This is a genomic window from Hansschlegelia sp. KR7-227, from assembly GCF_049446035.1.
Classification (GTDB): domain Bacteria; phylum Pseudomonadota; class Alphaproteobacteria; order Rhizobiales; family Methylopilaceae; genus Methylopila.
On sequence record NZ_JBMSEA010000001.1, the window covers coordinates 3,255,894 to 3,279,488 of the forward strand.

The 23,595-nt window shown below is 65.8% G+C and carries 21 protein-coding genes and 6 pseudogenes; 14 read left to right on the plus strand and 13 right to left on the minus strand.

Annotation, left to right across the window (positions count from 1 at the left end; all coding sequences use genetic code 11):
* Nucleotides 1–168: 168 nt before the first annotated feature.
* The 7 genes and pseudogenes from ACO2RJ_RS15315 to ACO2RJ_RS15345 all read right to left on the minus strand — a co-directional run.
* Nucleotides 169–471: a PepSY domain-containing protein gene (locus ACO2RJ_RS15315; protein WP_423268855.1), complete on the minus strand. Its 303-nt coding sequence runs from the start codon at nt 469–471 to the stop codon at nt 169–171.
* A gap of 210 nt (nt 472–681) precedes the next feature.
* Nucleotides 682–861: pseudogene (locus ACO2RJ_RS15320) on the minus strand (integrase core domain-containing protein); the annotation flags it as partial.
* Nucleotides 861–1,679 (minus strand): annotated as a pseudogene (tnpC, locus tag ACO2RJ_RS15325) (IS66 family transposase); the annotation flags it as partial. The pseudogenes ACO2RJ_RS15320 and tnpC, both read right to left, overlap by 1 nt.
* A gap of 58 nt (nt 1,680–1,737) precedes the next feature.
* Nucleotides 1,738–2,085 (minus strand): IS66 family insertion sequence element accessory protein TnpB, encoded by a 348-nt coding sequence (tnpB, locus tag ACO2RJ_RS15330; RefSeq protein ID WP_423268856.1) that lies wholly within the window; start codon nt 2,083–2,085, stop codon nt 1,738–1,740.
* Nucleotides 2,082–2,450 carry an IS66-like element accessory protein TnpA gene (gene tnpA, locus ACO2RJ_RS15335; RefSeq protein WP_423268857.1) on the minus strand — a complete coding sequence of 123 codons (369 nt, stop codon included), beginning with the start codon at nt 2,448–2,450 and terminating at the stop codon, nt 2,082–2,084. The genes tnpB and tnpA overlap by 4 nt, the downstream gene beginning before the upstream one ends.
* A gap of 373 nt (nt 2,451–2,823) precedes the next feature.
* A complete protein-coding gene (locus tag ACO2RJ_RS15340) occupies nt 2,824–3,933 on the minus strand; it encodes an IS110 family transposase (RefSeq protein WP_423268858.1) in 1,110 nt (369 codons plus the stop codon).
* A 101-nt stretch (nt 3,934–4,034) separates the two neighbouring features.
* Nucleotides 4,035–4,844, minus strand: a pseudogene (locus ACO2RJ_RS15345) (ISL3 family transposase); the annotation flags it as partial.
* A gap of 97 nt (nt 4,845–4,941) precedes the next feature.
* Between ACO2RJ_RS15345 and ACO2RJ_RS15350 the strand changes: the two are divergent.
* From ACO2RJ_RS15350 to ACO2RJ_RS15405, 12 genes and pseudogenes are all read left to right on the plus strand, one after another.
* A pseudogene (locus ACO2RJ_RS15350) lies at nt 4,942–5,337 on the plus strand (transposase); the annotation flags it as partial.
* A 92-nt stretch (nt 5,338–5,429) separates the two neighbouring features.
* Complete coding sequence (locus ACO2RJ_RS15355; protein WP_423268859.1) at nt 5,430–5,936, plus strand: MaoC family dehydratase; 507 nt, start codon at nt 5,430–5,432, stop codon at nt 5,934–5,936.
* An 82-nt stretch (nt 5,937–6,018) separates the two neighbouring features.
* On the plus strand, nt 6,019–7,023 hold the full coding sequence (gene dctP, locus ACO2RJ_RS15360) for a TRAP transporter substrate-binding protein DctP (RefSeq protein ID WP_423268860.1): 1,005 nt from the start codon (nt 6,019–6,021) through the stop codon (nt 7,021–7,023).
* Nucleotides 7,007–7,612 carry a TRAP transporter small permease gene (locus ACO2RJ_RS15365; protein WP_423268861.1) on the plus strand — a complete coding sequence of 202 codons (606 nt, stop codon included), beginning with the start codon at nt 7,007–7,009 and terminating at the stop codon, nt 7,610–7,612. The genes dctP and ACO2RJ_RS15365 overlap by 17 nt, the downstream gene beginning before the upstream one ends.
* The gene (locus ACO2RJ_RS15370; protein ID WP_423268862.1) at nt 7,609–8,880 is read left to right on the plus strand and encodes a TRAP transporter large permease; all 1,272 of its coding nucleotides are present in this window, start codon (nt 7,609–7,611) and stop codon (nt 8,878–8,880) included. The genes ACO2RJ_RS15365 and ACO2RJ_RS15370 overlap by 4 nt, the downstream gene beginning before the upstream one ends.
* Before the next feature lie 13 nt (nt 8,881–8,893).
* Nucleotides 8,894–10,306, plus strand: a complete 1,413-nt coding sequence (locus ACO2RJ_RS15375; RefSeq protein ID WP_423268863.1) for an MmgE/PrpD family protein — start codon at nt 8,894–8,896, stop codon at nt 10,304–10,306.
* Nucleotides 10,307–10,413: 107 nt separating this feature from the next.
* A complete protein-coding gene (locus ACO2RJ_RS15380; protein WP_423268864.1) occupies nt 10,414–11,574 on the plus strand; it encodes an acyl-CoA dehydrogenase family protein in 1,161 nt (386 codons plus the stop codon).
* Complete coding sequence (locus ACO2RJ_RS15385) at nt 11,571–12,761, plus strand: CaiB/BaiF CoA transferase family protein (protein ID WP_423268865.1); 1,191 nt, start codon at nt 11,571–11,573, stop codon at nt 12,759–12,761. The genes ACO2RJ_RS15380 and ACO2RJ_RS15385 overlap by 4 nt, the downstream gene beginning before the upstream one ends.
* Nucleotides 12,758–13,534, plus strand: coding sequence for a GntR family transcriptional regulator (locus ACO2RJ_RS15390; RefSeq protein ID WP_423268866.1), 777 nt, complete (start codon nt 12,758–12,760; stop codon nt 13,532–13,534). The genes ACO2RJ_RS15385 and ACO2RJ_RS15390 overlap by 4 nt, the downstream gene beginning before the upstream one ends.
* 50 nt (nt 13,535–13,584) lie before the next feature.
* On the plus strand, nt 13,585–14,760 hold the full coding sequence (locus ACO2RJ_RS15395) for an MFS transporter (RefSeq protein ID WP_423268867.1): 1,176 nt from the start codon (nt 13,585–13,587) through the stop codon (nt 14,758–14,760).
* Nucleotides 14,761–14,793: 33 nt separating this feature from the next.
* Nucleotides 14,794–15,591: an HpcH/HpaI aldolase/citrate lyase family protein gene (locus tag ACO2RJ_RS15400; RefSeq protein WP_423268868.1), complete on the plus strand. Its 798-nt coding sequence runs from the start codon at nt 14,794–14,796 to the stop codon at nt 15,589–15,591.
* A 30-nt stretch (nt 15,592–15,621) separates the two neighbouring features.
* Nucleotides 15,622–16,302, plus strand: a complete 681-nt coding sequence (locus ACO2RJ_RS15405) for a class I SAM-dependent methyltransferase (protein WP_423268869.1) — start codon at nt 15,622–15,624, stop codon at nt 16,300–16,302.
* A gap of 122 nt (nt 16,303–16,424) precedes the next feature.
* On the opposite strand, the pseudogene ACO2RJ_RS15410 reads toward ACO2RJ_RS15405, so the two are convergent.
* The 3 genes and pseudogenes from ACO2RJ_RS15410 to ACO2RJ_RS15420 all read right to left on the minus strand — a co-directional run bounded on the left by ACO2RJ_RS15410 (nt 16,425) and on the right by ACO2RJ_RS15420 (nt 19,345).
* Nucleotides 16,425–17,500 (minus strand): annotated as a pseudogene (locus ACO2RJ_RS15410) (IS630 family transposase).
* A 245-nt stretch (nt 17,501–17,745) separates the two neighbouring features.
* The gene (locus ACO2RJ_RS15415; RefSeq protein ID WP_423268870.1) at nt 17,746–18,258 is read right to left on the minus strand and encodes an outer membrane protein; all 513 of its coding nucleotides are present in this window, start codon (nt 18,256–18,258) and stop codon (nt 17,746–17,748) included.
* A 140-nt stretch (nt 18,259–18,398) separates the two neighbouring features.
* Nucleotides 18,399–19,345 (minus strand): IS630 family transposase gene (locus tag ACO2RJ_RS15420; RefSeq protein WP_423268871.1). Its coding sequence is split into 2 segments (ribosomal slippage): nt 18,399–19,009 and nt 19,009–19,345, totalling 948 coding nucleotides; the frame shifts between segments, so codons are not numbered across the junction.
* A 526-nt stretch (nt 19,346–19,871) separates the two neighbouring features.
* Between ACO2RJ_RS15420 and ACO2RJ_RS15425 the strand changes: the two genes are divergently transcribed.
* Nucleotides 19,872–20,396, plus strand: coding sequence for a hypothetical protein (locus tag ACO2RJ_RS15425; RefSeq protein WP_423268872.1), 525 nt, complete (start codon nt 19,872–19,874; stop codon nt 20,394–20,396).
* Nucleotides 20,397–20,515: 119 nt separating this feature from the next.
* Here ACO2RJ_RS15425 and ACO2RJ_RS15430 read toward each other — a convergent pair whose 3' ends face one another.
* The 3 genes from ACO2RJ_RS15430 to ACO2RJ_RS15440 all read right to left on the minus strand — a co-directional run bounded on the left by ACO2RJ_RS15430 (nt 20,516) and on the right by ACO2RJ_RS15440 (nt 22,356).
* Nucleotides 20,516–20,839, minus strand: a complete 324-nt coding sequence (locus ACO2RJ_RS15430; protein ID WP_423268873.1) for a DUF736 domain-containing protein — start codon at nt 20,837–20,839, stop codon at nt 20,516–20,518.
* A 460-nt stretch (nt 20,840–21,299) separates the two neighbouring features.
* A complete protein-coding gene (locus ACO2RJ_RS15435) occupies nt 21,300–21,848 on the minus strand; it encodes a hypothetical protein (protein ID WP_423268874.1) in 549 nt (182 codons plus the stop codon).
* Nucleotides 21,849–22,188: 340 nt separating this feature from the next.
* Nucleotides 22,189–22,356: a hypothetical protein gene (locus ACO2RJ_RS15440; RefSeq protein WP_423268875.1), complete on the minus strand. Its 168-nt coding sequence runs from the start codon at nt 22,354–22,356 to the stop codon at nt 22,189–22,191.
* Nucleotides 22,357–22,573: 217 nt separating this feature from the next.
* Between ACO2RJ_RS15440 and ACO2RJ_RS15445 the strand changes: the two are divergent.
* A pseudogene (locus ACO2RJ_RS15445) lies at nt 22,574–23,473 on the plus strand (IS110 family transposase); the annotation flags it as partial.
* Between the last annotated feature and the right edge of the window lie 122 nt (nt 23,474–23,595).

A 23,595-nucleotide genomic window follows, 5' to 3' on the forward strand; every position in this document is an offset into this window, starting at 1 on the left:
CTCGATCCGACGACAGCAGGTGGGAAAGCACCCACCCGACCCGCGAGGCTGCACTTAGATGCTCAGACGCGCCAAGTGACCCCAGTCACCATCCGTGGGGTCTGTGAGACAAGGGCGTCCGTAATCACGGCCATGAAAGCCATAGCCCGTGCTACCGGAGGCGCACACTCAGTTTCCGAACAAACCACCCGTTTTCGGCGGCCGCGCCTCGCCGGTTTTCGCGTCGAAATTTATTCTCACCTCCGCGCCGTCATCCATAAAATAGACGACCTCGTACTCCCCCGCCGAGAACGAAACCGTTTTGATCGCAAAGAACCCCGGCCGGACTTCAGCCTTCGCAATTACTTGAGAAAGCTTAACGCTGTCTGGAGGCGGAAGGCTTGATAGCGGGTCGGATTTGTTACTTGACTGTGCGAATGCGCCTGTTGCCGCAAATAGACTGAGACCGACCAAAACCGTAGCTGTTCTCATGCGAGAGATATCCTGACTGAAATGTGAGTACCGTTTTCGTACACGTGAGATAGCGCGTGAGCTTCCTCGGACCAGTCGGCCCGCCCATTGTGGCTCAAGTCAGACCGGATACGGATGATGCATACCAGCACGGAGCCGTGGTAGCGGACCAGCACTGATCTGTGGGGGTCCCCCGGATTCGTGTCCGGTCTGAATGTGAGGCTCCGGGCCTCATTGGCCGGGGTAAACCCCGGCCAATGAGGCGTATCCGTTGGGCGTCAGCCAGCCCAGGGACGTGCGAGGCCGGCTCTCGTTGTAGTCCCGCCGCCACGCTTCGATCTTGGCCCGGGCGTCCTCCAGCGAGAAGAACCAATGGGCGTCGAGACACTCCGCCCGAAACTTGCCGTTGAACGGCCCGTCTTGGTGCGCCCACGTCCGGGATCAAGCACCGGAACCGGCGTGTCGTCGGCGTGCAGCTTGCTCGCCGCCATGACGTGCTCGCCGATGGCGTCGGCAAGCGGCTGCAGCAACATGGCCGAGCGTCCGACCCAGTCGGCGAGCGTCGAGCGGTCGAGCTCCACGCCTTCGCGCGCGTAGATCTCGCTCTGGCGATAGAGCGGCAGATGGTCGTCGTACTTGGCGACCAGCACCTGGGCCAGAAGACCCGGACCAGGCCGGCCCCGCTCGATCGGGCGGGACGGCATCGACGCCTGATGAACCTTCTCGCAGGAGCGGCAGGCGTATTTGGGCCGAAGGTAACGCACCACCCGGAACGAGGCGGGCACATATTCCAGTTCCTCGGTGGCGTCCTCGCCGAGCCTGGAGAGCCGTCCGCCGCAGGCCGGGCACGAGCATCCGTCGCCAGCGAGCGTTGGTTCGTGCACGACGTCGTGGCGCGGCAGGCAGTCGGGGAGCGGACGCCGGACCGGCCTGCGCTGAGGCGCCTCCGCCCGCGCCGGCGTCGCCGCCGCGACCGTCTCCTCCAGGTCCTCGAGCTGAAGCTCCAGCTGGTCGATGCGCGCCAGACGCTCGGAGGATGCCCCGTAGGCGTCCCGACGCAGGCGAGCCAGCTCGATCTTGAGCTTCTCGATCTGCAAGGCCGCGCTGATCAGCCCGGTCTGGGTCTCCGCCAGTTCGCGGCGGGCGCCGGCCAACGCCTTGGCCTGCTCGATCGCGAACGCCTTCAGCGCCGCGTAGTCGTCCGGAGCCTGGGGTGTATCCTCAAGCACGCCAACAGCTTAGCCGATCCGATCGTCTCTCGCTAAGGCGTCAAGCGCGGCCGAGTCATCATGCCGCGGCTGTCGGCCGGTCGGTTCGGATCGGGGCACGCCAGTCGATCCCTTCGAGCAACATGGCGAGTTGGGCCGGCGTCAGCGTGATGGCTCCATCCTTCGCCAGCGGCCACACGAACCGGCCCCGGTTCAGCCGCTTGGCGAACAGGCAGAAGCCTTGGCCGTCCCACCACAGCACCTTGACCAGGTCGCCTCGCCGACCCCGGAAGACGAACAGATGGCCTCGGAACGGATCCTTCCTGAGCGTCTCCTGCACCAGGGCCGACAGCCCGTCGAAGCCCTTGCGCATATCGGTCGGCCCTGCGGCGACGTACACGCGCGCCGAACTCGGGACCGGGATCATCGACGCTGCAGCACAGCGACCACCGCGGCCAGCGCCTCGGGATCGACGCCCGCGTCCACCTTCAGCTTGATGCCGCCCGGCAGGCCAATCTCCATGCGAGCCGCCCGCGGGGACCGTCCCCTCGGCGGCGCCGGCGGCTCGGTCACATACACAGGGAGCAAGGCGACTGGCTCCGCCCCGCGCGCCGGCCGTCCCTCCGCCATCCGACGCCAAGTGAACAGCAGTCCGGTACTCAGATCGTGACGGCGAGCCACCTCCGAGACCGACGCGCCGGGCAGGTCGCATTCGGCGACGATCCGCAGCTTCTCCTCGACGCTCCATCGCCGCCGCCGACGGACATCGACGACCTCGACCCGCTCCGCCATCAGTTCCAGCCCCGCTCTTACGAGTAGTCCTATGACTACTCACAAGAGCCCATCCTCCCCGCGCACCCCTCCTGCGCAAGGCGGCCGTCACCGGACGCTCTGATGTCCGCTGTCAACGGGGTAGTCGCACGGGATCACCCGCTCCGAGAAGCGGCCTGGCCGCATGAACGCGCACGGGTGGAGGCGGGACCTGTTGGACGTCGGTGATCAAGCTCTGATGCGCGGGTTGGCTACCGCAGTCCCGAGTGAGCGTCCGGGGCTGTCCCGATCTTACGGCGGGCGTCGGCGCATGGCCGGCCACAAAGCGTCTGACGGGCGTTCCCCTGCCGTGGTCCCGCCCCCGCCGATGCGCGAGGGGGTGTCGCCGCCCCGTTCAGGCGGGCCGCGCCTCCCGGGCCACCGCCCACATGAAGCCGGCGAGCTCGCGCGCGATCGCCGTGCACACCACCGTCGTCTTCTTGCCCCGCCCGCTGAGCGCCCGGTAGCGGGCCGTGAGCCGGGTCTGCGCCTTCCAGGCGATCTCCCGGACGGTGGGCGAGACCTGCTCGAGTTTGTAGAGCTTCATCTTGCCGATCCGCGGCGGGTGGCGATAGGTCCAGGCGCTTTCCACCAGCATGTGGCGCACCCGCGCGTTCCCGGCTTTGGTGATCCCGCCGCGGCGGACCGTGTCGCCTGTTGAGCGCTCACTGGGCGCCAAGCCCAGATATCCCATGAGCTGGCGCGGGCTCTCGAAGCGGCTGACGTCGCCGATCTCGGTCGCGAAGGTCACGGCGACGTTCAGGTCAACCCCGCGCAGCGCCTGCAGCGTCTTCACCACGGGTCCGAGCGACCAATCCGGCACGAACTCCTCGATCGCCGCCTCGAGCCGGCGCACCCGCTCCTTCGAGGTGTGGACCGCCTCGACCATCTCCTGCAGAGCGATCTGGTGGGCCGGGTGCTGGAAGCGCTGCTCCTGGAGCCAGCGCAGGTAGCGCATGGACCGGGTCGTCGGCCTCGGGAACACGCGCCCGTGCTTGAGCATGAAGGCGCCAACCTGCTGCCGATGCACGCGCAGGCTCTCGACCGCGGCGGCTCGGGCTCGCACCAGATCACGCATGGCCTCGTGCCCCTCATCGGGAACCCACACGGCGGTGAGTTCGTCGGCGCGCAGCAGCCGGGCCAAGCTGATGGCGTCGCGCCGGTTGGTCTTGACCCGATCGCCCGGCTTCCGCGGAATCAGCGACGGAGCTACGACCGTGCACGCATGGCCGAGCGACGTGATCAACCGATGCAGCCCGTAGCCCGTCGGACCCGCCTCGTAGCAAAAGTGCGCTCGCTCCCCCTTCACGGTGAGCCGCTTCACGACGCGACGCATGCTCTCCTCGGAGGCGTCGACCTCTCCGATGAAGCGCACCTCGCCGCCACGCTCCCCATCCGCAACTGCAATGGCGTTCCGTACCTTCGAGACGTCAATCCCCACGAAAATATCGCTACAATGCCCCACGGCTCGTCCTCCTGTGGTGAGGATCGGCTCGGCCTGTCCGAGCAACCCTCGGAGATGCAGTGTAGGACGAGCCGCCTCGGCTCAGCGGACATACGGTCTTACGCCGTTAGAAGCTTTGGATCGATGCGGGTCGCGCCGAGCCCCCGGCGGATCGGCTGCATGGCGCCGCGCACGGCGTCCAGGAAGGCGGCGCTCGCATTCTCCATCAGATGCCACCGGTCCGCGACCTGAACGGCGTGAGGCAGAGCGCTGGCGGTCGCCTCGCCGTAGCCTCCGCCACGATCGCGGGACACGACCGCGATGCCTGGATGCCGGCTGAGCCAGGCGGCCACGGTGGCGATCTCACGATCGGGCAGCAGGGCGACAGGACGTCGGCGCTCCAGGTCGACGACAATCGATCCGTAGCGAAAGTTGCGTCGGAACGCCCAGTCATCGACGCCGACGACGCGCAGCGGCGCGTCCGGCCTCATCGTCCGTCTCCGCACGACCCGCAGCAGCGTGTCGTTGCTAACCGGCAGAATGAGGCGTCGGGCGAGGCCCGCTCCCGGTCGTCCGCCCAGCGCCAGGCCGAGATGATGGAGGATGATCTCCAGCCGTTCGGCCCTCCGAGCTCTATGGCCCAGGAGGCCGGCGAATGTCTCGCCAAAGATCCGGCGCGGGCAACGCGCCTGCTCACACATGAACCGTCTCGCCCTCAGGCGTAGCCGAACGGGTCGGCCGCCGAGCGGCAGGTCGGCAACCCTTCGGACATAGCGGCTGTGGATGCGCCGCGCCGGCGAGGAGCAAAGCGGACACCGGGCGTCCGCGGCCTTGGACCGGGCGCAAACCTCTATGCCGTTCGCCTCGACCTTCACCCGATCCACGATGAGCCCGGCGGGCGCCAGCGCGTTCATACGAAAGTAAGCGGTCATGGCGGTGCTCCTCCTCAAATCAGAGGCGAAGGCCACCAGCCACCTTCATCGAGAGTGAGTCAGACCCAAAATCCCACGCCGGATCCCACCGACCGGCGTGACGGAGGTCACGTTCTATCGTTGGCGCACAGAGTATGGCGGGGCTGAAGGGTGACCAGGTGAAGCGCCTGAAGGACCTCGAGGCCGAGAACGCCCGGCTCGGCGAGCGGTGTCGGATATGACGCTCGACAAGATGATCCTGGCGGAGACCCCCTGGGGAAACTGATCAGCCCCCGCCCGTCGGCGCGACTGCGTGGATCGCGTGGTGAGCAAGCTCGGCATTACGCAGCGCCGGGCTTGCCTGGTTCTGGGCCAGCATTGATCGACACGGCGAAAGATCCCGACCCGGCCCCACGACGAGGCGGCGCTGACCGCCGACATCGTCGCGCTCATTGTCCAGTATGGCGGCTACGGCTACCGGCGAATCGCGACCTTGCTGCGTGGCGTCGGCTGGCTGTTGACAAGCCCTCCGGCACCCGCCAACTTTGTCCGGATAACCGAACAATATTAAAAGGAGTGCCGTGTTTTGGTGCAGGAGGGTCTTTCGTGAAAAAGATCGGCGAAAAGCGTTATCGAGGCGAGGTTGGCCGATATTACGAGGATTTCGAGGTCGGTGATGTGTACGAGCACCGTCCTGGCCGCACGATCACGGATGCGGACAACATCAATTTTTCGCTGATGACCATGAATCAACATCCGATGCATTGCGATGCTGCCTATGCGGCGAAATCGGAATTCGGCAGGCCTCTGGTCAACAGCGGGCTGACGGTTGCCATCGTCCTCGGCATGACGGTGCAGGACGTGAGCGGCAAGGCCATCGCCAATCTCGGCTGGCAGGACATCAAGCTGACTGGCCCGGTGTTCCCGGGCGACACCATCTATGCGGAGTCCGAGGTTCTCGACAAACGCGAATCCAGGTCCCGGCCCGGCGCAGGCATCGTGAAGGTCCGCACGACAGGGAAGAAGGCCGACGGCTCTGTCTTCATGACGTTCGACCGTTCGGCCCTGATCCAGAAGCGCGACGGGAACATCGACGACCAGGCCGGCTACTAACGCACCAGCGAAAGCAGCGGGCAGCGATCCTGCCCGCATCGCTTGAATCAAGAAAAGAACCCAGCTGGGAGGAGACGACGACATGAAGAGCGCCATAGGAAGGTTCATCCTGGCCGCCGTGTTGGGCGCGACGGCCATAGCCGGCCCGGCACGGGCGACCGAGACACTCATTCTGCCCAATGAAGTGGCGACGACCCACTGGAAGACCGATTACCAGAAGCAGTTTTCCGATCTGGTGAACCAGAAGACCGGCGGCAAGATCGACGTGAAGGTTTTCGCCGCGGGCCAGCTCTACAATGAGCAGGACGCGCTCGCTGCGCTCGGCACCGGGGCGGTGCAGATGGTCTGGCCGGTCTCGGTCCGCGTTGAGACCATCGCGCCGCAGACGGGCATCCTGAACCTGCCGTTCGCGATCAGCGACAAGATGATGACCAACGCCTGCTTCTCCAGCGGGCTGACACAGATGATCTCGTCCTATGTGGAGTCGCGCGGCCTGAAGGTCCTCGGCCTGATGCGCACCGCCGACCTCTTCTTCATCTTCAGTGGCAAGGAAGTAAAGAAGATGGAGGACATCCAGGGCACCAAGGTTCGGGTTACCGGCGGTCGCGTCTTCCTCGATACCATGAAGCGCCTGGGCATCAGCCCGGTCTCCATGGCCGCCTCCGAGATGAGTTCGGCCATGTCGCAGGGTGCCATCGACGGCGTCTTCTCCTCGCCGGCCGGCTGGGCCGAGATGATAGGTATTTCCGGCAAATACGGTTGGTACGTCCCCGGCTTCCAGCTCTCCACCTATGCGGTGGTGGTGGACAAGGGCTGGTACGACAAGCTTGCGCCGGACTTGCAGCAGGCTGTCAGTTCCGCAATCGACGAGATTTCCAAGCGCGAGTGGATCGAGGCCAAGGCGGCTGACGAGAAGCTGATCCAGAAGATGAAGGATCAGGGCGCCAAGTTCCACGTGGCCGACGAAGCCGAGATCGCGCGCTGGCGCAAGCTCGCCGAGGAAAGCACCACCCCGTTCGACAAGGCGCATCCCGACGTCGTCGGTAAGTTCAAGGCTCTGGAGGCGTCCTGTGGCGTCGGCGGCTGATCCCGGGGCCGCGCCCCACCCCTCCTCCGACCTCGCGGCCGGACCTACGGCCGGACCCACCGGCAACCTCTGGACGCGGCTGGAATCCCGCTGGCTGCTGTCCTTCGCCACCCTTCTCGCGGTCACCGCGACGGTGATCATGCTCGCCGACGCCTTCGGCCGCGGCTTCCTCGGCCACAGCTATTTCTGGGCCGAGGAGAGCGTCCGCTACCTGATGATCTGGGCATTCTTCCTCTCTGTCGGCGCGGGCGGGCGGGCGGGCACGCACATCCGCACGGAAATGCTGGTGGACATACTGCCCCCGCGCGGCAAATGGCTGTGCAACCTGCTGGCGAGCCTCGCCGGGCTCGCCTTCGGCATCATCCTGTTCCTCGCCTCGATCCCGCAGGTCGAGCGCTACTACACCATGGGGATGATGACCGAATCGACCCTCGACCTGCCCATGTGGGTGCTGTTTCTGGCCATGCCGGTCGGCGCCCTGCTGATCGGGCTCTACTACCTCGGCTGCGTCGTGCGGGCCCTCATGGGGCAGGAACCGTTTGCGCCACTGCCGGGCAGCGCGGCTGCCGACCAGGGAGAAGCATCATGAGCATCGCACTCGCAATTCCGGCGGCTCTCTTCTTCTTGGCCATCGGGAGCCACGTGGCGGTCGCTCTGGGGCTGGTGGCGGCGGTGCTGCTGCTGGCCTTCGGCGGGGTGCCCATGACGGTGATCGCGCAGACCGCCTTCAAGTCGGTCAACAGCTATTCCCTCATGGCGATCCCTATGTTCCTGCTCGCCGGCAACCTGATAATGAAGGGCCGCATCGCCGAACTGATAATCGAACTGGTGGGCTCCATCGTCCGCGCGGTTCGCGGCGGTCTTGCCCAAACGGTGCTGATCACCTCCGTGTTCTTCGCGGCGGTGTCCGGCTCCTCGGTCGGCTCGGCCGCGGCCATCGGCAGCTCGACCGTCGAGGGGCTGAAGAGGGAGGGCTATCCCGCCCGCTTCGCCGCCGCCCTGGTGGCGGTGGGCGGCACCCTCGGCCTGATGATTCCACCGTCTCTGGGCTTCATCCTGATCGGCTCCATCGTCGGGTTGCCCGTGGACAAGCTGTTCATGGCGGGCATCCTGCCGGGCCTCATGGAGGCCGCGCTGCTGATGATCGGCGTCGCCTTCATGGCGCGCCGTCACAGCTACGGGTACAAGATCGCTCGGCCGGACTGGAAGGGCTTCGCCAATCGTCTGCCCGCTGCGGTCCCCGCGCTGGCAATGCCGGTCCTGGTCATCGGCTCGATCTATTCGGGCTTCCTGACGCCGACGGAGGTGTCCGCCTTCGCCGCCGCCTATGCCGCGCTGCTGTGCCTCTTCGTCTATCGCAGCGTGACGGCCGGCGTGATGTGGGAGACCGCCCGTCAGTCCCTACTACAGACGGCGATGATCTTCGCCGTGGTCATGGGCGGCAGCCTGGTGGGGTTCGTCATGGCCCGCATGGGCGTGTCGCAGGCGCTCATCGGCGCGCTGCATGCGGCAGAGATGAACCCCTACATGTTCCTGCTGATGGTGAACCTCGTCCTGCTGGTGCTGGGCATGTTCCTCGACGGCATTGCGCTCATCGTGCTGACGGCACCCCTCCTGTTCCCCGCCGCCACCGCGCTCGGCATCGACCCCATCCACTTCGCCGTGATCATGGTGGCCAACGTCGAGATTGCCACGCTCACCCCGCCGATCGGCCTCAACCTGTTCGTGATGAGCGGCATCGCCCGCATTCCGGTGCACGAGGTGGCTCGTGGCGTCCTGCCCTTCTTTGGCGTCCGCCTCACCGGCCTCGCGCTGATCACCTACATCCCCGCGATCTCGCTCGCCCTGGTCCAATAGGGAGGAAAACCCCTTGAGCGAACATACCCGGATCGAAACCTCCGAGACCATCGCCCAGCGGCTTGCCGGCTTCGTCGAAGGGCTCGACGGCGCGGCGGTGCCCGCTGAAGTGCGCGCGCGCGCCCGCCATCTCATCCTCGACGCGGTGGGCATCGCGCTCGCCTCCACGCAGTATGATTTCTCGCATCGGACGCTCGCGGCCCTGCGCGAGTTTGGCGCGGGGGACGGTGACGTGATCGGCTACGGCGCCGCCCGCCTGCCGCTGCGTGACGCCGTGATGATGAACGGCTTCCTTATCCACGGGCTCGATTACGACGACACCCACACCCGGGGCGTCATCCACGCCACCGCCAGCTGCTTTCCCGCAGCCCTCGGCGTCGGTGCCGAGACCGGGGCCTCGGGCCGCGACCTGCTGACCGCCTATGTGGCGGGCATGGAGGTGGCGACCCGCCTCGGCTCGGTGGCCAAGGGCGGCTTCCACCAGACCGGCTTCCACCCCACCGGCCTGATCGGCGCCTTCGCCTGCGCGCTCATCGCCGGCAGGCTGAGGGGCATGACGGACCGGCAGCTCGGCCATGCGCAGGGCATCGTCCTGTCCATGGCGTCTGGGAGCCTCGAATTCCTTGAGGATGGGGCGTGGACCAAGCGGCTCCATCCCGGCTGGGCGGGGGTGGCCGGCATCACCGCGGCGGCCCTTGCCCGCAACGGCTTCGTCGGCCCCAAGGCCGCCTATGAAGGGCGCTTTGGCCTGTTCCCGAGCCATCTCGGGGCGCATTTCGACCCCGCCAACCTCGCCATCGCGACCGATGGGCTGGACCGCGAATGGGAGGTGGCGCAGGTGGCGGTGAAGCCATTGCCGGCATGCCACTTCACCCATGCCTGCGCGGATGCGGCGGTGGCGCTGCGGGCGGCGCATGCCATCCGCCCGGAGCAGATCGCCCATGTGCGGGCCCTGGTTCCGGCCGAGGTGGTCAAGACCGTGTGCGAGCCGGTGCAGCACAAGAAAAAGCCGCAGAACAGCTACGACGCGCAGTTCTCGATTCCCTTCGCGGTCGCCTCCGCCTTCGTCCACGGGCGTTTCGGCCTTGCCGAGCTCGAGCCCCAGGCGCTGGCAGATCCCGCGACGCTCGCGGTGGCAGCCAAGGTGGATTACGAGGCCGATCCGCGGTCGGCCTTCCCCAAATACTATTCTGGCGAGGTCATCGTCACGATGAAGGACGGGCGCGAGCTCAGCCATCGCGAGCACATGAACCGCGGCGCGTCCGACCGCCCCCTCAGCCCGGCCGACATCGTGGCCAAGTTCCGCGAGAACGCGGCCATGGCCCTGGCGCCCGCTCATGTGGCGCACATCGAGGAGGCGGTGCTCGGCCTCGACGATGGCATCTCGGCGCGTGAGCTGTCGAAGCTGCTGGCCGGCCGCGCCTGAGGACGCCTCCGCCCGGGTCCGACCCGACCCGGGCGCACCGGCGTCCCGGACTTCAGGAAACAGAGCGCCTTGCCGATCCGGTCGGTACATGCTCCAGGGGAATGAGAATGCTGAACGAGAAAGATATGGCCGAGCAGGAAGACCTCATGCTCGACATGATCGACCGCTTCCTTGAGACCGAGGTGGTGCCCCATGTGCGCCATCTGGAACACCAGGATATCTATCCCGCCGAGATCGTCGAGAAAATGAAGGATATGGGTCTGTTCGGCTGCACCATCGCCGAGGAATACGGCGGGCTGGGCCTGTCCACATCCACCTATGCCAGGATCGTCGAGCGCATCTCGCGGATCTGGATGTCGCTATCGGGCATCATCAACTCCCATCTGATCATGGCCTCGGCCGTGCAGCGGGCGGGGACCCAGGCGCAGAAGGCCGAGTTCCTGCCGCGCTTCGCCACCGGGGAACTGCGTGGCGGCATCGGGCTCACCGAGCCGGATGCTGGCACCGACCTCCAGGCGATCCGCACAACGGCGCGCCGCGAGGGCGACGAATATGTGGTGAACGGCGCCAAGACATGGATCACCAATTCCATGTACGGCAATTGCCTGGCGCTGCTGGTGAAGACCGACAACACGGCGCAGCCGCGCCACACGGGCATGAGCCTGCTCATCGCCGAGAAGGGGCCGGGCTTCGAGGTGGTGCGCAAGCTGGAGAAGCTCGGCTACCGCGGCATCGACACCTGCGAACTGCTGTTCCGCGACTACCGGGTGCCGGTGGACCGGCTGATCGGCGGCAAAGAGGGCCTCGGGCTTAAGCAGATCTTGTCCGGGCTGGAGCTGGGGCGGATCAATGTAGCGGCGCGCGGGGTTGGCGTGGCGCGGGCGGCGCTGGATGAATCGCTGAAATATGCGCAGATCCGTAAGACCTTCGGCAAGCCCATCTGCGAGCATCAGGCGATCCAGCTTATGCTGGGCGAGATGGGCACGCGTGTGGAGGCGGCGCGCCTGCTGGTGGAGAGCGCCGCCCGCGCCTTCGACCGCGGCGAGCGCTGCGACATGGAGGCCGGCATGGCGAAATATTTTGCCACCGAGGCCGCCCTGACCAATGCCACCGACGCCCTGCGCATCCACGGCGGATACGGATATTCCAAGGAATACAACGTGGAGCGCTTGTATCGTGACGCCCCGCTGCTGACCATCGGCGAAGGCACCAATGAAATGCAGCGCCTGATCATCGCGCGCCAGCTGGTCGAAAGGAACCCCGCATGAGCCTGCCCCTGGAAGGCGTCCGCATCCTTGCGGTGGAGCAGTATGGCGCCGGCCCGTTCGGCACCCAGCATCTGGCGGATCTTGGCGCCGAGGTCATCAAGATCGAGAACCCGCTGGAGGGCGGCGACGTGGGCCGGCTGGTCGGCCCCTATTTCTTCGAACCCGGCGACAGCCATTTCTTCCAGTCGTTCAACCGCAACAAGAAGAGCGTCACGCTGAACATGAAGAGCCCCGAGGGGCGTGCCATGTTCGAGGCGCTGGTGGCCGACGCGGACGCGGTGTTCAACAATCTGCGCGGCGACCTGCCGGAGAAGCTGGGCCTGACCTACGAGGCGCTGGCGCACATCAACCCGGCCATCGTGTGCTGCCACCTCTCGGCCTATGGCCGCGAAGGACCGCGCAAGGCTTGGCCGGGATATGATTATCTCATGCAGGCGGAGGCGGGCTATTGTTCCCTCACCGGCGAGCCGGATGGGCCGCCCGCGCGCTTCGGCGTGTCCATCATCGACATGATGACGGGCACCACCGCCGCCATGGCGCTGCTCGCGGCTCTGGTCTCGGCCCGCGCCACCGGCAAGGGGCGCGACATCGACACCTCCCTGTTCGATGTGGCGATCCACAATGTGAACTATCTCGGCACCTGGTACATGAACGAAGGTGTGAAGACCGGGCGCTTGCCGCGCGGCGCCCACCCTTCGCTGACCCCCAGCCAGATGTACAAGACCAAGGACGGCTGGCTCTTCATCATGTGTAACAAGGAGAAGTTCTGGCCGATCCTAGCGGAGCTGATCGACCGTCCGGAATGGGCGAGCGACGCGCGCTATTCCAGCTTCAAGGGCCGCCTGGCGAACCGGGACGCACTCACCGCCGACCTCGACGCCGCCCTCTCGCCCCACACCACGGCCGAGTGGATCGCGCGGTTCGCCGGAAAGGTGCCGGTGGCGCCCGTCTATGATGTGGCGCAGGCGATGGATAGCGACTATGTGCAGGAGCAGGGCCTGATCGCTCAGGTGCCCCACCCCGCGCGCGGCACCATCAAGACGCTCGCCTGCCCGGTGCGCTGCCCCGGCGAGGACCCGCCGCTGCGACCGGCGCCCAGGCTTGGCGCACACAACGAGGAAATCCTCGGGCCGCTCGATGCAGAGAAGGCGCGGCCGAGACAACCGGTGTGTGGCGACGCCTCATGACCCAGTCCTCCTCCCAGCCCTTCGGCGCAGGGCAGCCCCGCTACCATGCCCTCGCCCAGACGCTGATCGACGACATCACCTCTGGCCGCTACGCGGTCGGCTCGCTTCTGCCGACGGAACACGAGCTGTGCGCGCAATTTGGCGTCAGCCGCCACACCGTCCGCGAAGCGATCCGGCGCCTGGCGGATCTTGGGCTGGTGAAGCGGCAGCCAGGGGTGGGCACGCGCGTGCGCGCCATGAAGAGCGCCTCGCGCTACGTGCATTCGAGCACGGGGTCGGGTGACCTGTTCCAGTATGTGCGTGACGTGAAGCTGGTGGTCTTGCAGCAGATCGATGTCATCGCCGACCAGTATCTGGCGGAGCTTCTGGAGTGCCAGCCCGGCCAGGCTTGGATGAAGGTGGCGGGTGAGCGCCGCGTTACGGGGGAAGACCAGGCCATTGCCCTTTCCGAGGTTTTCATCATGTGGCCCTATCGCGATGTGCTCAAGGGCGTCAGTGCGCCGGATCTGCCGCTCTATGCCATGATTGAGCAACGCTATGGGGTCGTCGTCACCGAGGTGCGCCAGCAGATCAGCGCCGTGCCCATCGACGAGGAGAGCGCCAAGGTGCTCGGCGTGGAGCCGGGAACGGCCGGCTTGAGGGTGATCCGCAAGTATCTCAATGCGGCGGGCAACATTATGGAGGTCGCGGTGAACCTTCATCCGGGCGACCGCTTCAGCCATTCCATGACGCTGCGCCTGGAGAGCGACCAGGCCCCCGGACGCGGCGCATGAAGGCGCAAGGGGTAACCCCGCCCAGCGGAGTGGCGCTGGTTCCGCTTGCCGTGACCATCACCATCCAGGCTCTCGTCTCTCTTGCCTCCCTCGCCGCGCCGGTCATGGCGCCGGCGGCCACGCGGACCACGGGGCTGGCGGCCGAGATGGTGGGCCTGTTCGTGGGGATCGTCTACGCCACCGCGAGCCTGTCGAGCCTCGTCTCGGGCGACATGGTGCGCCGGTGGGGCGCCATCCGCATAAGCCAGGTCTCGCTGCTGCTCTGCGCCCTGGGGCTCGCCGCGGCGGCCAATGGAACCCCCGCCATGATCCTCCTCGGGGCCATACTGATCGGCCTCGGCTATGGCCCCGTGACGCCTGCCAGCTCCCACATCCTGGTGCGCACCACCCCGCGGCACAGCATTGGGCTCACCTTCTCCCTGAAGCAGACGGGCGTGCCCCTGGGCGGCATGCTGGCCGGCCTCGTCCTGCCGCCGCTCATTGGCGGCCTGGGCTGGCAGATGGCGGCGCTGGTGGTGGCCGGTCTGTGCGTAGCGGCGGCCATCGCCACCCAGACCATCCGCGAGCAGTTGGACGATGACCGCGACTCCACCCGCGCCATCTCCGCCAAGGCGCCCCTGCGCGCACTCCAGCTGGTGCTCACCACGCCGGCCATCCGCGACATAGGCGTGTGCTCCTTCTTCTTCGGCGCCATGCAGCTCTGCCTCACCACCTTCCTGGTGATCTACCTCACCACCGCCCAGAGCATGGGGCTCGGGTTGGCGGGGACCATCCTCGCGGTGGCGCAGGTGGCGGGCGTAGCGGGGCGCATCGGCTGGGGCTGGCTATCCGATCGTTTCATCCCGCCGCGCCGTCTCCTCGGCCTTCTGGGCCTCGCCATGGGCGCGGCGGGCGTCACGTTAGCCGCCGCCGGAACCACATGGCCCGCCGCCGCCTTCATACTCCTTGCCGCGATCTTCGGCGCGAGCGCCATCGGCTGGAACGGCGTCTTTCTCGCGGAGGTGGCCAATCTCGCCCCCGCCGGGCAGGCGGCGGCCGTGTCGGGGGCGAGCCTCTTCATCACCTATGCGGGCGTGGTGGTCGGTCCACCGGCCTTCGCTCAGGTGGTGGCGCGCACGGACAGCTTCTCCGTCGCCTATCTCACCATAGGCATCGTCATGGTGCTGGTGGGCCTCTTTCTCCTCCTGACGCGGTCCGGCACCCGCCGGTGCCCACAGCCTGTCTGAACCGAGGGTACGACCCTGCGTCGAGCCAGGACATTGACCCATCGCAGCTATCTCTTCGTGCCTGGCGATCGGCCGGAGCGGTTCGACAAGGCCGTAGCGGCCGGCGCCGACGTGCCGGTGCTCGACCTTGAGGACGCCGTTCTGCCAGACGCCAAGGGGCGCGCCCGCTCAGCCGTCCGGGATTGGCTGTCAGCCGGCGGCCGTGCCGCGGTCCGGGTGAACGGCATCGGCAGCGAGTGGCACGAGGAGGATGTGGCGCTGCTCGCCACCCCCGGGGTCACCCATGTGCTCCTGCCCAAGGCGGAGGATGCGGCGTCCCTGGCCGCCTTCGCCGCCCGTTTGCCCACGCGCCTGCCCATCGTCCCGCTCATCGAGAGCGCGGTTGGCCTGTGCGAGGCGCGCGCGCTAGCGACGGTGAAGGGCGTCCGCCAGTTGGCGTTCGGCTCGGTGGATTTCCAACTGGACACCGGCATAGAGGACGATGTCACCGGTCTCCTATATGCCCGTTCGCGCCTTGTGATCGCCTCCGCCGCGGCGGGCATCGCGCCTCCGCTGGACGGCGTAACCCTCGCCCTCGACGATGAGCAGCGCCTTTTGGCTGACGTGCGCGCTGCCCGTGGGCTCGGCTTCGGCGGCAAGCTCTGCATCCATCCCAAGCAGGTGGCCGCAGTGCACCGGGGCTTCGCGCCCGATGCGGCCCAGCTCGCCAAGGCATCCGCCATCGTCGCCGCTGCGGGCAATGCCGGCAACGGCGCGGTGCGGCTGAACGGCCAGCTCATCGACCGACCGGTGGTCGAGAGGGCGCGCCGCCTGCTCGCCCAGGCGGTCTGACGGTGCCAAGGTGGGGGAGGAAACAACAAGATGACCCATCCCGAGCGCATCACTGACGAGCTGGCGCTCATCACGCGCCATGTGCCGGTTCAGGGCGGCCATCTCCTAGACCTTGGCTGCGGCAGCGGGGACATGACGCGGCGCCTCGTGAAGGAGGGAGGCGCGGCCTCGGCCCTTGGGCTAGACATTGAGGCGGCCGTGCCGGGTCAGGCGACACCGGTGGAGGGCGTCGCCTTTCGCGCCGGGCAGGCCGAAGCCCTCGATCTGGCGGATGCCAGCTGCGACGGCGTGCTGATGCTGAAATCCCTGCATCACGTGCCGGTGGGATACATGGACGAGGCGCTTGACGAGGTGGCGCGCGTGCTGCGGCCCGGCGGCGTGCTCTACGTGTCCGAGCCCATGGCGCGCGGCCCGTTCGACGAGATCATGCGCAACTTCCATGACGAGGCGGAGGTGCGCGCCGCCGCGCAGGAGGCGCTGCGGCGGGTGGACGCCCTGCGTGTGGTGGAGGATTTCATCTTCCTCTCGCCGGTCACCTTCCCGGATTTCGCGAGTTTCGAGCGTCGCATGATGACGCTGCCGACCCTCGTTCAGCCCATCACCCCCCAGATGCGGCAAGCCACCGAAGACGCCTACCGCGAGCGAGCGGCGGCGGACGGTAGCTTCTCCGTTGAGCGGGAATTCTCTGTCAAGGTCATGCGCCGGCTCTGAAGGGCAGGGATCCGGGAGGGAAAAGCCTTCCGCCGTGGCCACCAGCAACTGTCCGTCGTCAAAATATTGGCGCAGACCGCAGCGTAAATTAGCGGAGTTCGGGTCTCGTCTGTGGGTTGTTGCTAGTGGATTGAATCCAACGTCTGGTGCCCGCGTGCTGCGCAGCGATGATGGTATCGGGATCGGCCTGCCATCGGAAGGGTTTCGGGTCGACGTTGTGTTCGGCGGAGGTAGCGGTTGATCGAGGCCTGGAGGTCGACGACGCCGAGGAACGTGCCGCGTCGGAGGCGCCGCTTGTTCAAGGTCGCGAAGAAGCCCTCGACGGCGTTGAGCCAGGATGCGCTGGTCGGGATGAAGTGGAAGGTGACCTGAGGGTGGCGGGCGAGCCATGCGATCACCTTCGGGTGCTTGTGGGCGGCGTAGTTGTCCAGGATGACGTGCATGGCCTTGCTGGCCGGGACGGTCTTCTCAACGGCGTTGAGGAAGCGGATGAACTCCTGATGGCGATGGCGCTGCATGCACCGTCCGACGACCCTGCCGTCCAGCACGTCGAGGGCGGCAAACAGCGTCGTCGTGCCGTGGCGCTTGTAGTCGTGCGTCATCGTGCCGGCTCGGCCTCGCTTCAGAGGGAGGCTGGGCTGCGTTCGGTCGAGCGCCTGGATCTGGCTCTTCTCGTCGATGGACAGGACGACCGCGTGGGCCGGCGGATCAACATAGAGCCCACGATGTCCCGGACCTTGGTGGCGAAGTGAGGGTCGTTCGAGAGCTTGAAGGTACGGATGCGGTGCGGCTGGAGCCCATGCGAGCGCCAGACGCGCTGAACGTAGGAGAGGCTGACGCCGGCCGCCTTGGCCATGGCCCGTCCCGTCCAGTGGGTCGTCTCGCCTGGCGGTTCGGCGAGCGTCAGGGCGATGATGCGCTCCCCCACCTCGGGCCCGAACGGCGCGATCCGAGACGGGCGGGTCTTGTCGCGCAGAAGGCCTCGACCCCTTCTTCGGCGAAGCGCTCCTGCCAGCGCCACACGGCAGTCTTGCTCTTGGCTGTCCGACGCATGACCTCGTTCGCGCCAAGCCCATCGGCCGGGGCGAGCACGATGGCGGCGCGCCAGACGTGCTTCTGAGGGCTGTTGCGGTCCGCCACGATGGCCTCGAGCCGGGCGGTCCGCGGCGGTCACGTCGATGATGATCCCTGGGCGCATCGCTCAGACTCGCACGCCATCAGCGCCCCGGGAAACCCATCCGGGACTCTTTCGTCACCTTCAGACCACTAACAAAACGCCCGCCCCCGGGCTGGAGCCGAGAGCGCGCGCTGCTCACGTCAGTAGTCTGGAGCTTACCAGCCGAATTTATAGGCGATGCCGCCCATGACGCGGTGCTCGGTGTAGTCACCCTTCACCCGGACTCCCGCGATTTTAAACTTGTCGCTGCCGAGGTCGGTGTAGCGCTACTCTGCGCGCACGATGACGTTCTCAGTCGCGGCAAAGTCCACGCCACCGCCGGCGGTCCAGCCGACCGAGGTCTTGCTGTCCTTGTCGATGCCGTTGACCTTGAGCTCGCGGTCCGCGTAGGCGACGCCGCCCGCGGCGTAGACCAGGACCCGATCGAACGCGTAGCCGATGCGGGCTCGGGTCGCGCCGGTCCAGTTGAAAGAATCCTTGCCGCGGATGCCGAACACGCTCTTCTTCTTGTCTACATCGGTGTAGTTGAAGTCGGTTTCGATGCCGATCACGACCGGCGAGCCGTCGAACTGGTAATTATAGCCAGCATAGCCGCCGACGATAAAACCCTCAGGCTTCACTTTGGTGCTCGCGCCAAACGCCCTGAGCTTTGTGTCGCCCCATGCGTAGCCAGCCTGCGCGCCGATGTAGGCACCGGTCCAGGTGAAGGACGAAACGGCCAGGATCGGCTCTTCCATTGGAAGGTCAGCGGCTTGGGCGGACGTGGCGAGCAGCGCCATGGACGCAACGCCTAGAAGGAAACGACGGATCATTTTCGAATCTCGGAAAGGAGGCTGCCGGTTGCGCCGGCTCGTACGCATACTCTGGCACTCTTATAAATCTTCGTGCGGCCGAAATCTGTGCCTAGAGCGGATTCGTCTTAATCCGGGTCGTATCCTGCGGCTTTGAAGAAGTTGGCGCATTCGCTGGGCTCGATGATGGTGGCGATGCGGGCGATGGCGTCCCAAAGGCCGTCGACGGATCGCTCGGCGGCCTTGCGGAGCATCGCCTTAAGCTTGGAGAAGGCGTTCTCGATCGGGTTGAAGTCGGGGCTGTAGGGCGGGAGGTAGACGAGCGTCGCGCCCGCCGCCTCGATCGCCCTTCTGACGCCGGCGCCTTTGTGGCTGCCGAGGTTGTCCATGATGACGACGTCGCCGGGCGTGAGCTCCGGAATGAGCACCTGGTCCACATAGGCCTGGAAGCTGCGGCCGTTGATCGGCCCGTCGAGCGCCATCGGCGCGACCATGCCGGTCAGGCGCAGGCCCGCCACGAAGGTGGTGGTCTTCCAGTGGCCGTGCGGGACCGCGGCTCTCAGCCGCTCGCCCTTCGGGGCCCGGCCTCGACGGCGCGCCATGTTGGTCGAGGCCCATGTTTCGTCGATGAAGACCAGCCGTTCCGGATCGAGCTCCGGCTGGGCGTCAAACCAGTCCCGCCGGCGCTTCAGGACGTCCGGCCGCTCCTGCTCCTCGGCGTGAGCGGTCTTTTTTTGACCGTCAGCCCCGCGCGGCCGAGGAAGACCCACACCGCCGTCCGTCCGACCGCGATCCCGCGCTCCGCCCTGATCCTCTCCGCAAGCTCGGTGAGCGTCATGTCGGTGGTGCGGGCGAGCTCGAGCACATAATCGCGGTGCGGATCGAGCTTCGAACGCCGCGGCTGCCCTTGCCGGCCGGGCCTCCGGTCGCCGCTCTCCCGCGCCTGCCGCACCCACCGGATCGCCGTCGCGATCCCGACCCCGAACCGCGCCGCCGCATGGCGCGCCGGCGTTCCATCGATCAGCGCCGCGTCGATCACCCGGTCCCGAAGGTCCTGGCTGTAAGCCCGAGCCATCCCGAATCCCCCGCCGCCTGAACGACGAAGGACTCGCATGGCTCAAGCTTCAACGGAATCCGGTAGAATCGGAAAACCACGGACCCGCTCTAGAGCGCCACAGGTTGTTGAATTCAGTGGTCCTGATCCTCAGAACTGTTGCGGTATGAACGCGACTTTTTCGGGCATCCTGATCCCTGCAAGAAGGCTTGCCATAAAGTAACAACGTTACGCGGACGAGCAGATTGCCTTCGCCTTGAGGAGGCTGAGCGCGGGATACTGGCCGACGAACCTGCCGCAAGGTGGGCTACGCCCACCTTGCGGCATAACGTTCTTCGGCGCAGCATGGTGCACAGGTGTGAGAACTGCAAATCCCTTCGTTCCGCTTCGTCACGCTCCATCATGCTGCGTTCTGCTTGTTAGTGCAGGAGTTTGCAGCATAATGCAGTTCGATTCAGATGGCTGGCTGGAGTGAATCGTGGTTGAGCGGAGGGGGCGCGGGGACGTCGAAGCTGAGGATCAGGCGTTCGAGGCGTATGCACGAGAGATGGCGCGTTGGTTCCAGCTACCTGGCGGCGGTACGGCGTCGTTCGCGAGTCTGATGCGCACACACAGAGCCTGGTTTGATCAGGCACGTGCGCGTTCGATGGATTGGGAGAACATCCGGCGCTACTTGCGGGATGTGGGAATCACGACGGAGACGGGCGAGGCGTTTCCGCTCAGCTCGCTGACGGCAGCGGACACGCGATACAGAGCGGACGTCAGATCCGGCAAAATAACGGTCGCTGCAGAGCCGGCCGATGCTTTGCCTCATGGGTTGGACGCGGCGCCAGAAGCCCAGAAACGCGCGCCGGCAGAGATTGCAAAACCTTCCGCAATAAGGGTTCGCAGGCCGCAGCGCGGCCACGCGATTTCTCAAATGGCCGAACTGGCGGCACCGCGCGATGTTGGCGCCGATCGGCTCGACCTCTCCTCGTCCGAGCCAAGCAGCACCGGGAGGCCGGCGGCTCTGCTCGCCGCAATGAAACGTTCAGCGCGGCTGCGTGATCGTGACGGCAGCGATGAGCTTTGAGGAGCAACTGCACGCACGTCAGATGACCGTTTATTCATTGGCTTCTTAACCTGCCGATCCTCAGACCGCGAACCAAGTGACGCCCCGCCCGGTGATCCGGACGGGGCGTTTCGGCGGCCTCAGTCGCCGTTGCGCTTGTTCGGGCGCGACCAGATCAGGCTGTAAGTCTTGCCGTCAGCGTCGTCGAAGAGGTTGGCGAAGATCGGGGCGGCGAAGCTCGGATCGTCGAGCTTGAGGCCGAGGTAAGCGCGGCCCTCGTTGGAGCTCTTGGTCCAAGCAGCGCCGATCTCGGCCTTGCCGGCGAAGACCCGGTGGGAGGGAGCGTTGTCGTTCGTTTGGTTGGCTTCCGGGACGATGCGGACACCCTTGGCCTGGACGTAGAGGGTGACGATGTCGCCGGTGAACTCGTTGCCGGCCTTCTTGAAGGTTCCGATGGTCGCCATGTCGATCTCCTTAATGCTGTCTTGAGCGCCGCCCATCGCGGCCTCGATGGCGATCACGAAGCCGGGGGCGATCGGCGCCGCAGCCAAAGGCCCGCAGCGAAGCGGAGGACGGCGAACCGCAGCTTTGTTGGCTCGCGAGGAATGACCGCAGGTCAGGGGAAGAAAGCTGCAGATCGCGGTTGCGGCTCAGCCGATCGAGGCGAAGCCAGCCTCGGCCAGATCGGGCCAAGAGAGGACGACTGGGCAGCGCTCCGGCAAGCAGTATGAGATTCAGGCGCTCACGCGAACCACGAATGCCGCGAGACGGGCGCGACTACGCACTGAACCCAAGGCCTCTTCAGGATGGCGCCACCCGCTGGCCTCTGCACGTCAACGATAGAGCTTCAGGCGAGCGTCACGACGAACAGGTACGCGCGCCTCGCTTTTGGACAAGACGCGCGTTTGCTGTCGACCGAAGACCTCAGAGACGAGCTCTTACGGCTGCATCGAGCCAGCGAAGGACTTTTTCGACGCGGGCGTCAGCGTCGGGGCCGCCGTAGAGTGGATAGCCGGAGACGCTAACGCCGTGGGCGCCAACGTCGATCGAGCACTGGACGCGGGCGATGATGATTCCCGCGGACCACTCGTCTTCACCCCAATCGGCTTTCGCCTGCTTAATGACCTCCGGGAGGATCATGGAGGAGATCAGAAAGAACCCCTGCTCATCCGGGGCCGGCCCAATCGCGACGCGGGCGGGCTCAAAACCGGCGGCCTTGGCCTCCGCCCAGGTCGTGGACACGAATTCGACCAGGCCGTTGTCGATCCCGAGCTTGGCGTCGCGGGCGTGTTCGGACGCGTGCGCTTCTGGATAGCTATCGAGACCACACAGGTGGTCGGTGAGCGCGGACTGTTCGTCTGAGAGCGTCCGCCCCTCATAGAGAGCGGTCATGACGCCGTCCGTGTCGCGGGTGATCGGACGGATGAGAGAGAGGTCGTGCGGCGTGCGCATTTCGATGCCTTTCGAGTGCATGGCTTTGTCGGGTCGATCACAACCAGTCGGAGCCAGCTGAGGTTTACATGACCATCAGTGACGCCCAATGCATTTGAAATCGATGTATAGATTATCGGGGCTATTGCAACGAAGGTCAATCTCAACATACTCAAGGATTATAAGTCTCCAACCCTATGTTTGAAAACTAATCCCTCATCCAATCCATCTAGTTATACGCTTCGGTTCGGCAATCCCTCATTCGAGGCGCGAGTAAGCCGTATTTGAAGGATAGTAATTTCTTCACTATGTTCTAAATCAGCGGCAATTGAGGGATTGGCAGCGGCGAGCGGGTGAGGGTTAGAGGCGCCTTTTTGGCCGTTCACCCGAATGGATCAAACTCGTGGACGATGCCCGCCAGATCACCGTCAAACTCGGCGGCCGCCATGACGCTGTATCCGAGCTCGGTCTGGAGAAGGACGACGCAGGCCATAAGGGTAGTGGCGAGGCTCCAGGCGTGGGCTTGGGCGAGCTTGAGGTCGGTCGACATCGTGTCCGGCTCCTGTCGTGGGAAGCGAGGACCGTCCCCGCTCGACAGGCGCCCGATGCGTCCGGGGCGCGGCCGCGATCACCTCGAAGGCGTCAGCCGCAGAGGCCGCACGCGTTTAGCGTAGCGGACCCTTGATGAGGTGGAACGGCCCGCTCCGACAGCATCGAAGTGCTAAAAGGTGGTCGTTGTCGCAAACGCCACAAGGAGGGGCCGTTCCGTGAAAGATGTTACGACTATTGGACTGGACTTGGCGAAGCACGTTTTCCAGGCTTTTGGCGCGGATGCCGAGGGCACTCCGCTATTCAACAGGAAGCTTCGTCGCGCCGAGGTGCTGCGTTTCTTCGAGAGATTGCCACGGTGCCTGGTCGGGATGGAAGCCTGCGCCAGTGCGCACTACTGGGCGCGTGAGATCTCGGCCTTCGGCCACGATGTCAGGCTGCTACCGCCTCAATACGTCAAGCCATTCGTCAAGCGCGGCAAGACCGACGCCGCCGACGCAGAAGCCATCGCTGAGGCGGTGACGCGAAAGACGATGCGGTTCGTCCCGGTTAAGACGGCTGAGCAGCAGGCTGCGGTGATGGTGCTCAAAACGCGGGCCTTACTGGTGCGTCAGAGGACACAAGCGATCAATGCATTGCGCGCCCATTTGGGAGAGCTGGGTATCATCGCTCCGACCGGCATCGCCAACGTCAAGGCATTGGCGCCAATCATCCGGGATGAGGAAGACTCCCGACTTCCTCCGGCTGCGCGGTTTGCCCTGACCGAAATCATCAATCAGATCGAGATGCTTGCCACACAGATCGACAAGCTCGAACGTGAGATCGTCATCCAGGCCAAGCAGGATGATGAGATCCGGCGCCTTGCGACCATCCCTGGCGTTGGCGCCATTATCGCCATGGCCGTAAAGGCATTCGTTCCCGATCCCGCCGGCTTCAAATCCGCTCGCCACTTTGCAGCCTGGATCGGGTTAACCCCGAAAGCGCATTCCAGCGGCGGCAAAGAACGGTTAGGGCGAATATCGAAGATGGGCAATCCGGTGCTGCGATCATTGCTGACGACGGGGGCGGCATCGGTGCTACGTCATGTGCAGTATCGCGACCGAGTTTGGCCGTGGCTTGGAGTGGGCCCTTCGAGGTGGACGGATTGAGCTTTTGGAATTGACCGTAGGCCGGGCTTTCAGAGGATGAGAGCCCATGACACGCCATCGATCCCACAGCATCGCGTTCAAGCGCCAGATCG

Excerpts from the sequence above, each read along its gene's own strand:
- ACO2RJ_RS15315 (WP_423268855.1), bottom strand. The coding sequence starts at position 471 with ATGAGAACAGCTACGGTTTTGGTCGGTCTCAGTCTATTTGCGGCAACA.
- tnpB (WP_423268856.1), bottom strand. The coding sequence starts at position 2,085 with ATGATCCCGGTCCCGAGTTCGGCGCGCGTGTACGTCGCCGCAGGGCCG.
- tnpA (WP_423268857.1), bottom strand. The coding sequence starts at position 2,450 with ATGGCGGAGCGGGTCGAGGTCGTCGATGTCCGTCGGCGGCGGCGATGG.
- dctP (WP_423268860.1), top strand. The coding sequence starts at position 6,019 with ATGAAGAGCGCCATAGGAAGGTTCATCCTGGCCGCCGTGTTGGGCGCG.
- ACO2RJ_RS15370 (WP_423268862.1), top strand. The coding sequence starts at position 7,609 with ATGAGCATCGCACTCGCAATTCCGGCGGCTCTCTTCTTCTTGGCCATC.
- ACO2RJ_RS15380 (WP_423268864.1), top strand. The coding sequence starts at position 10,414 with ATGCTGAACGAGAAAGATATGGCCGAGCAGGAAGACCTCATGCTCGAC.
- ACO2RJ_RS15385 (WP_423268865.1), top strand. The coding sequence starts at position 11,571 with ATGAGCCTGCCCCTGGAAGGCGTCCGCATCCTTGCGGTGGAGCAGTAT.
- ACO2RJ_RS15390 (WP_423268866.1), top strand. The coding sequence starts at position 12,758 with ATGACCCAGTCCTCCTCCCAGCCCTTCGGCGCAGGGCAGCCCCGCTAC.
- ACO2RJ_RS15405 (WP_423268869.1), top strand. The coding sequence starts at position 15,622 with ATGACCCATCCCGAGCGCATCACTGACGAGCTGGCGCTCATCACGCGC.
- ACO2RJ_RS15415 (WP_423268870.1), bottom strand. The coding sequence starts at position 18,258 with ATGGCGCTGCTCGCCACGTCCGCCCAAGCCGCTGACCTTCCAATGGAA.
- ACO2RJ_RS15425 (WP_423268872.1), top strand. The coding sequence starts at position 19,872 with ATGGCGCGTTGGTTCCAGCTACCTGGCGGCGGTACGGCGTCGTTCGCG.
- ACO2RJ_RS15430 (WP_423268873.1), bottom strand. The coding sequence starts at position 20,839 with ATGGCGACCATCGGAACCTTCAAGAAGGCCGGCAACGAGTTCACCGGC.
- ACO2RJ_RS15435 (WP_423268874.1), bottom strand. The coding sequence starts at position 21,848 with ATGCACTCGAAAGGCATCGAAATGCGCACGCCGCACGACCTCTCTCTC.
- ACO2RJ_RS15440 (WP_423268875.1), bottom strand. The coding sequence starts at position 22,356 with ATGTCGACCGACCTCAAGCTCGCCCAAGCCCACGCCTGGAGCCTCGCC.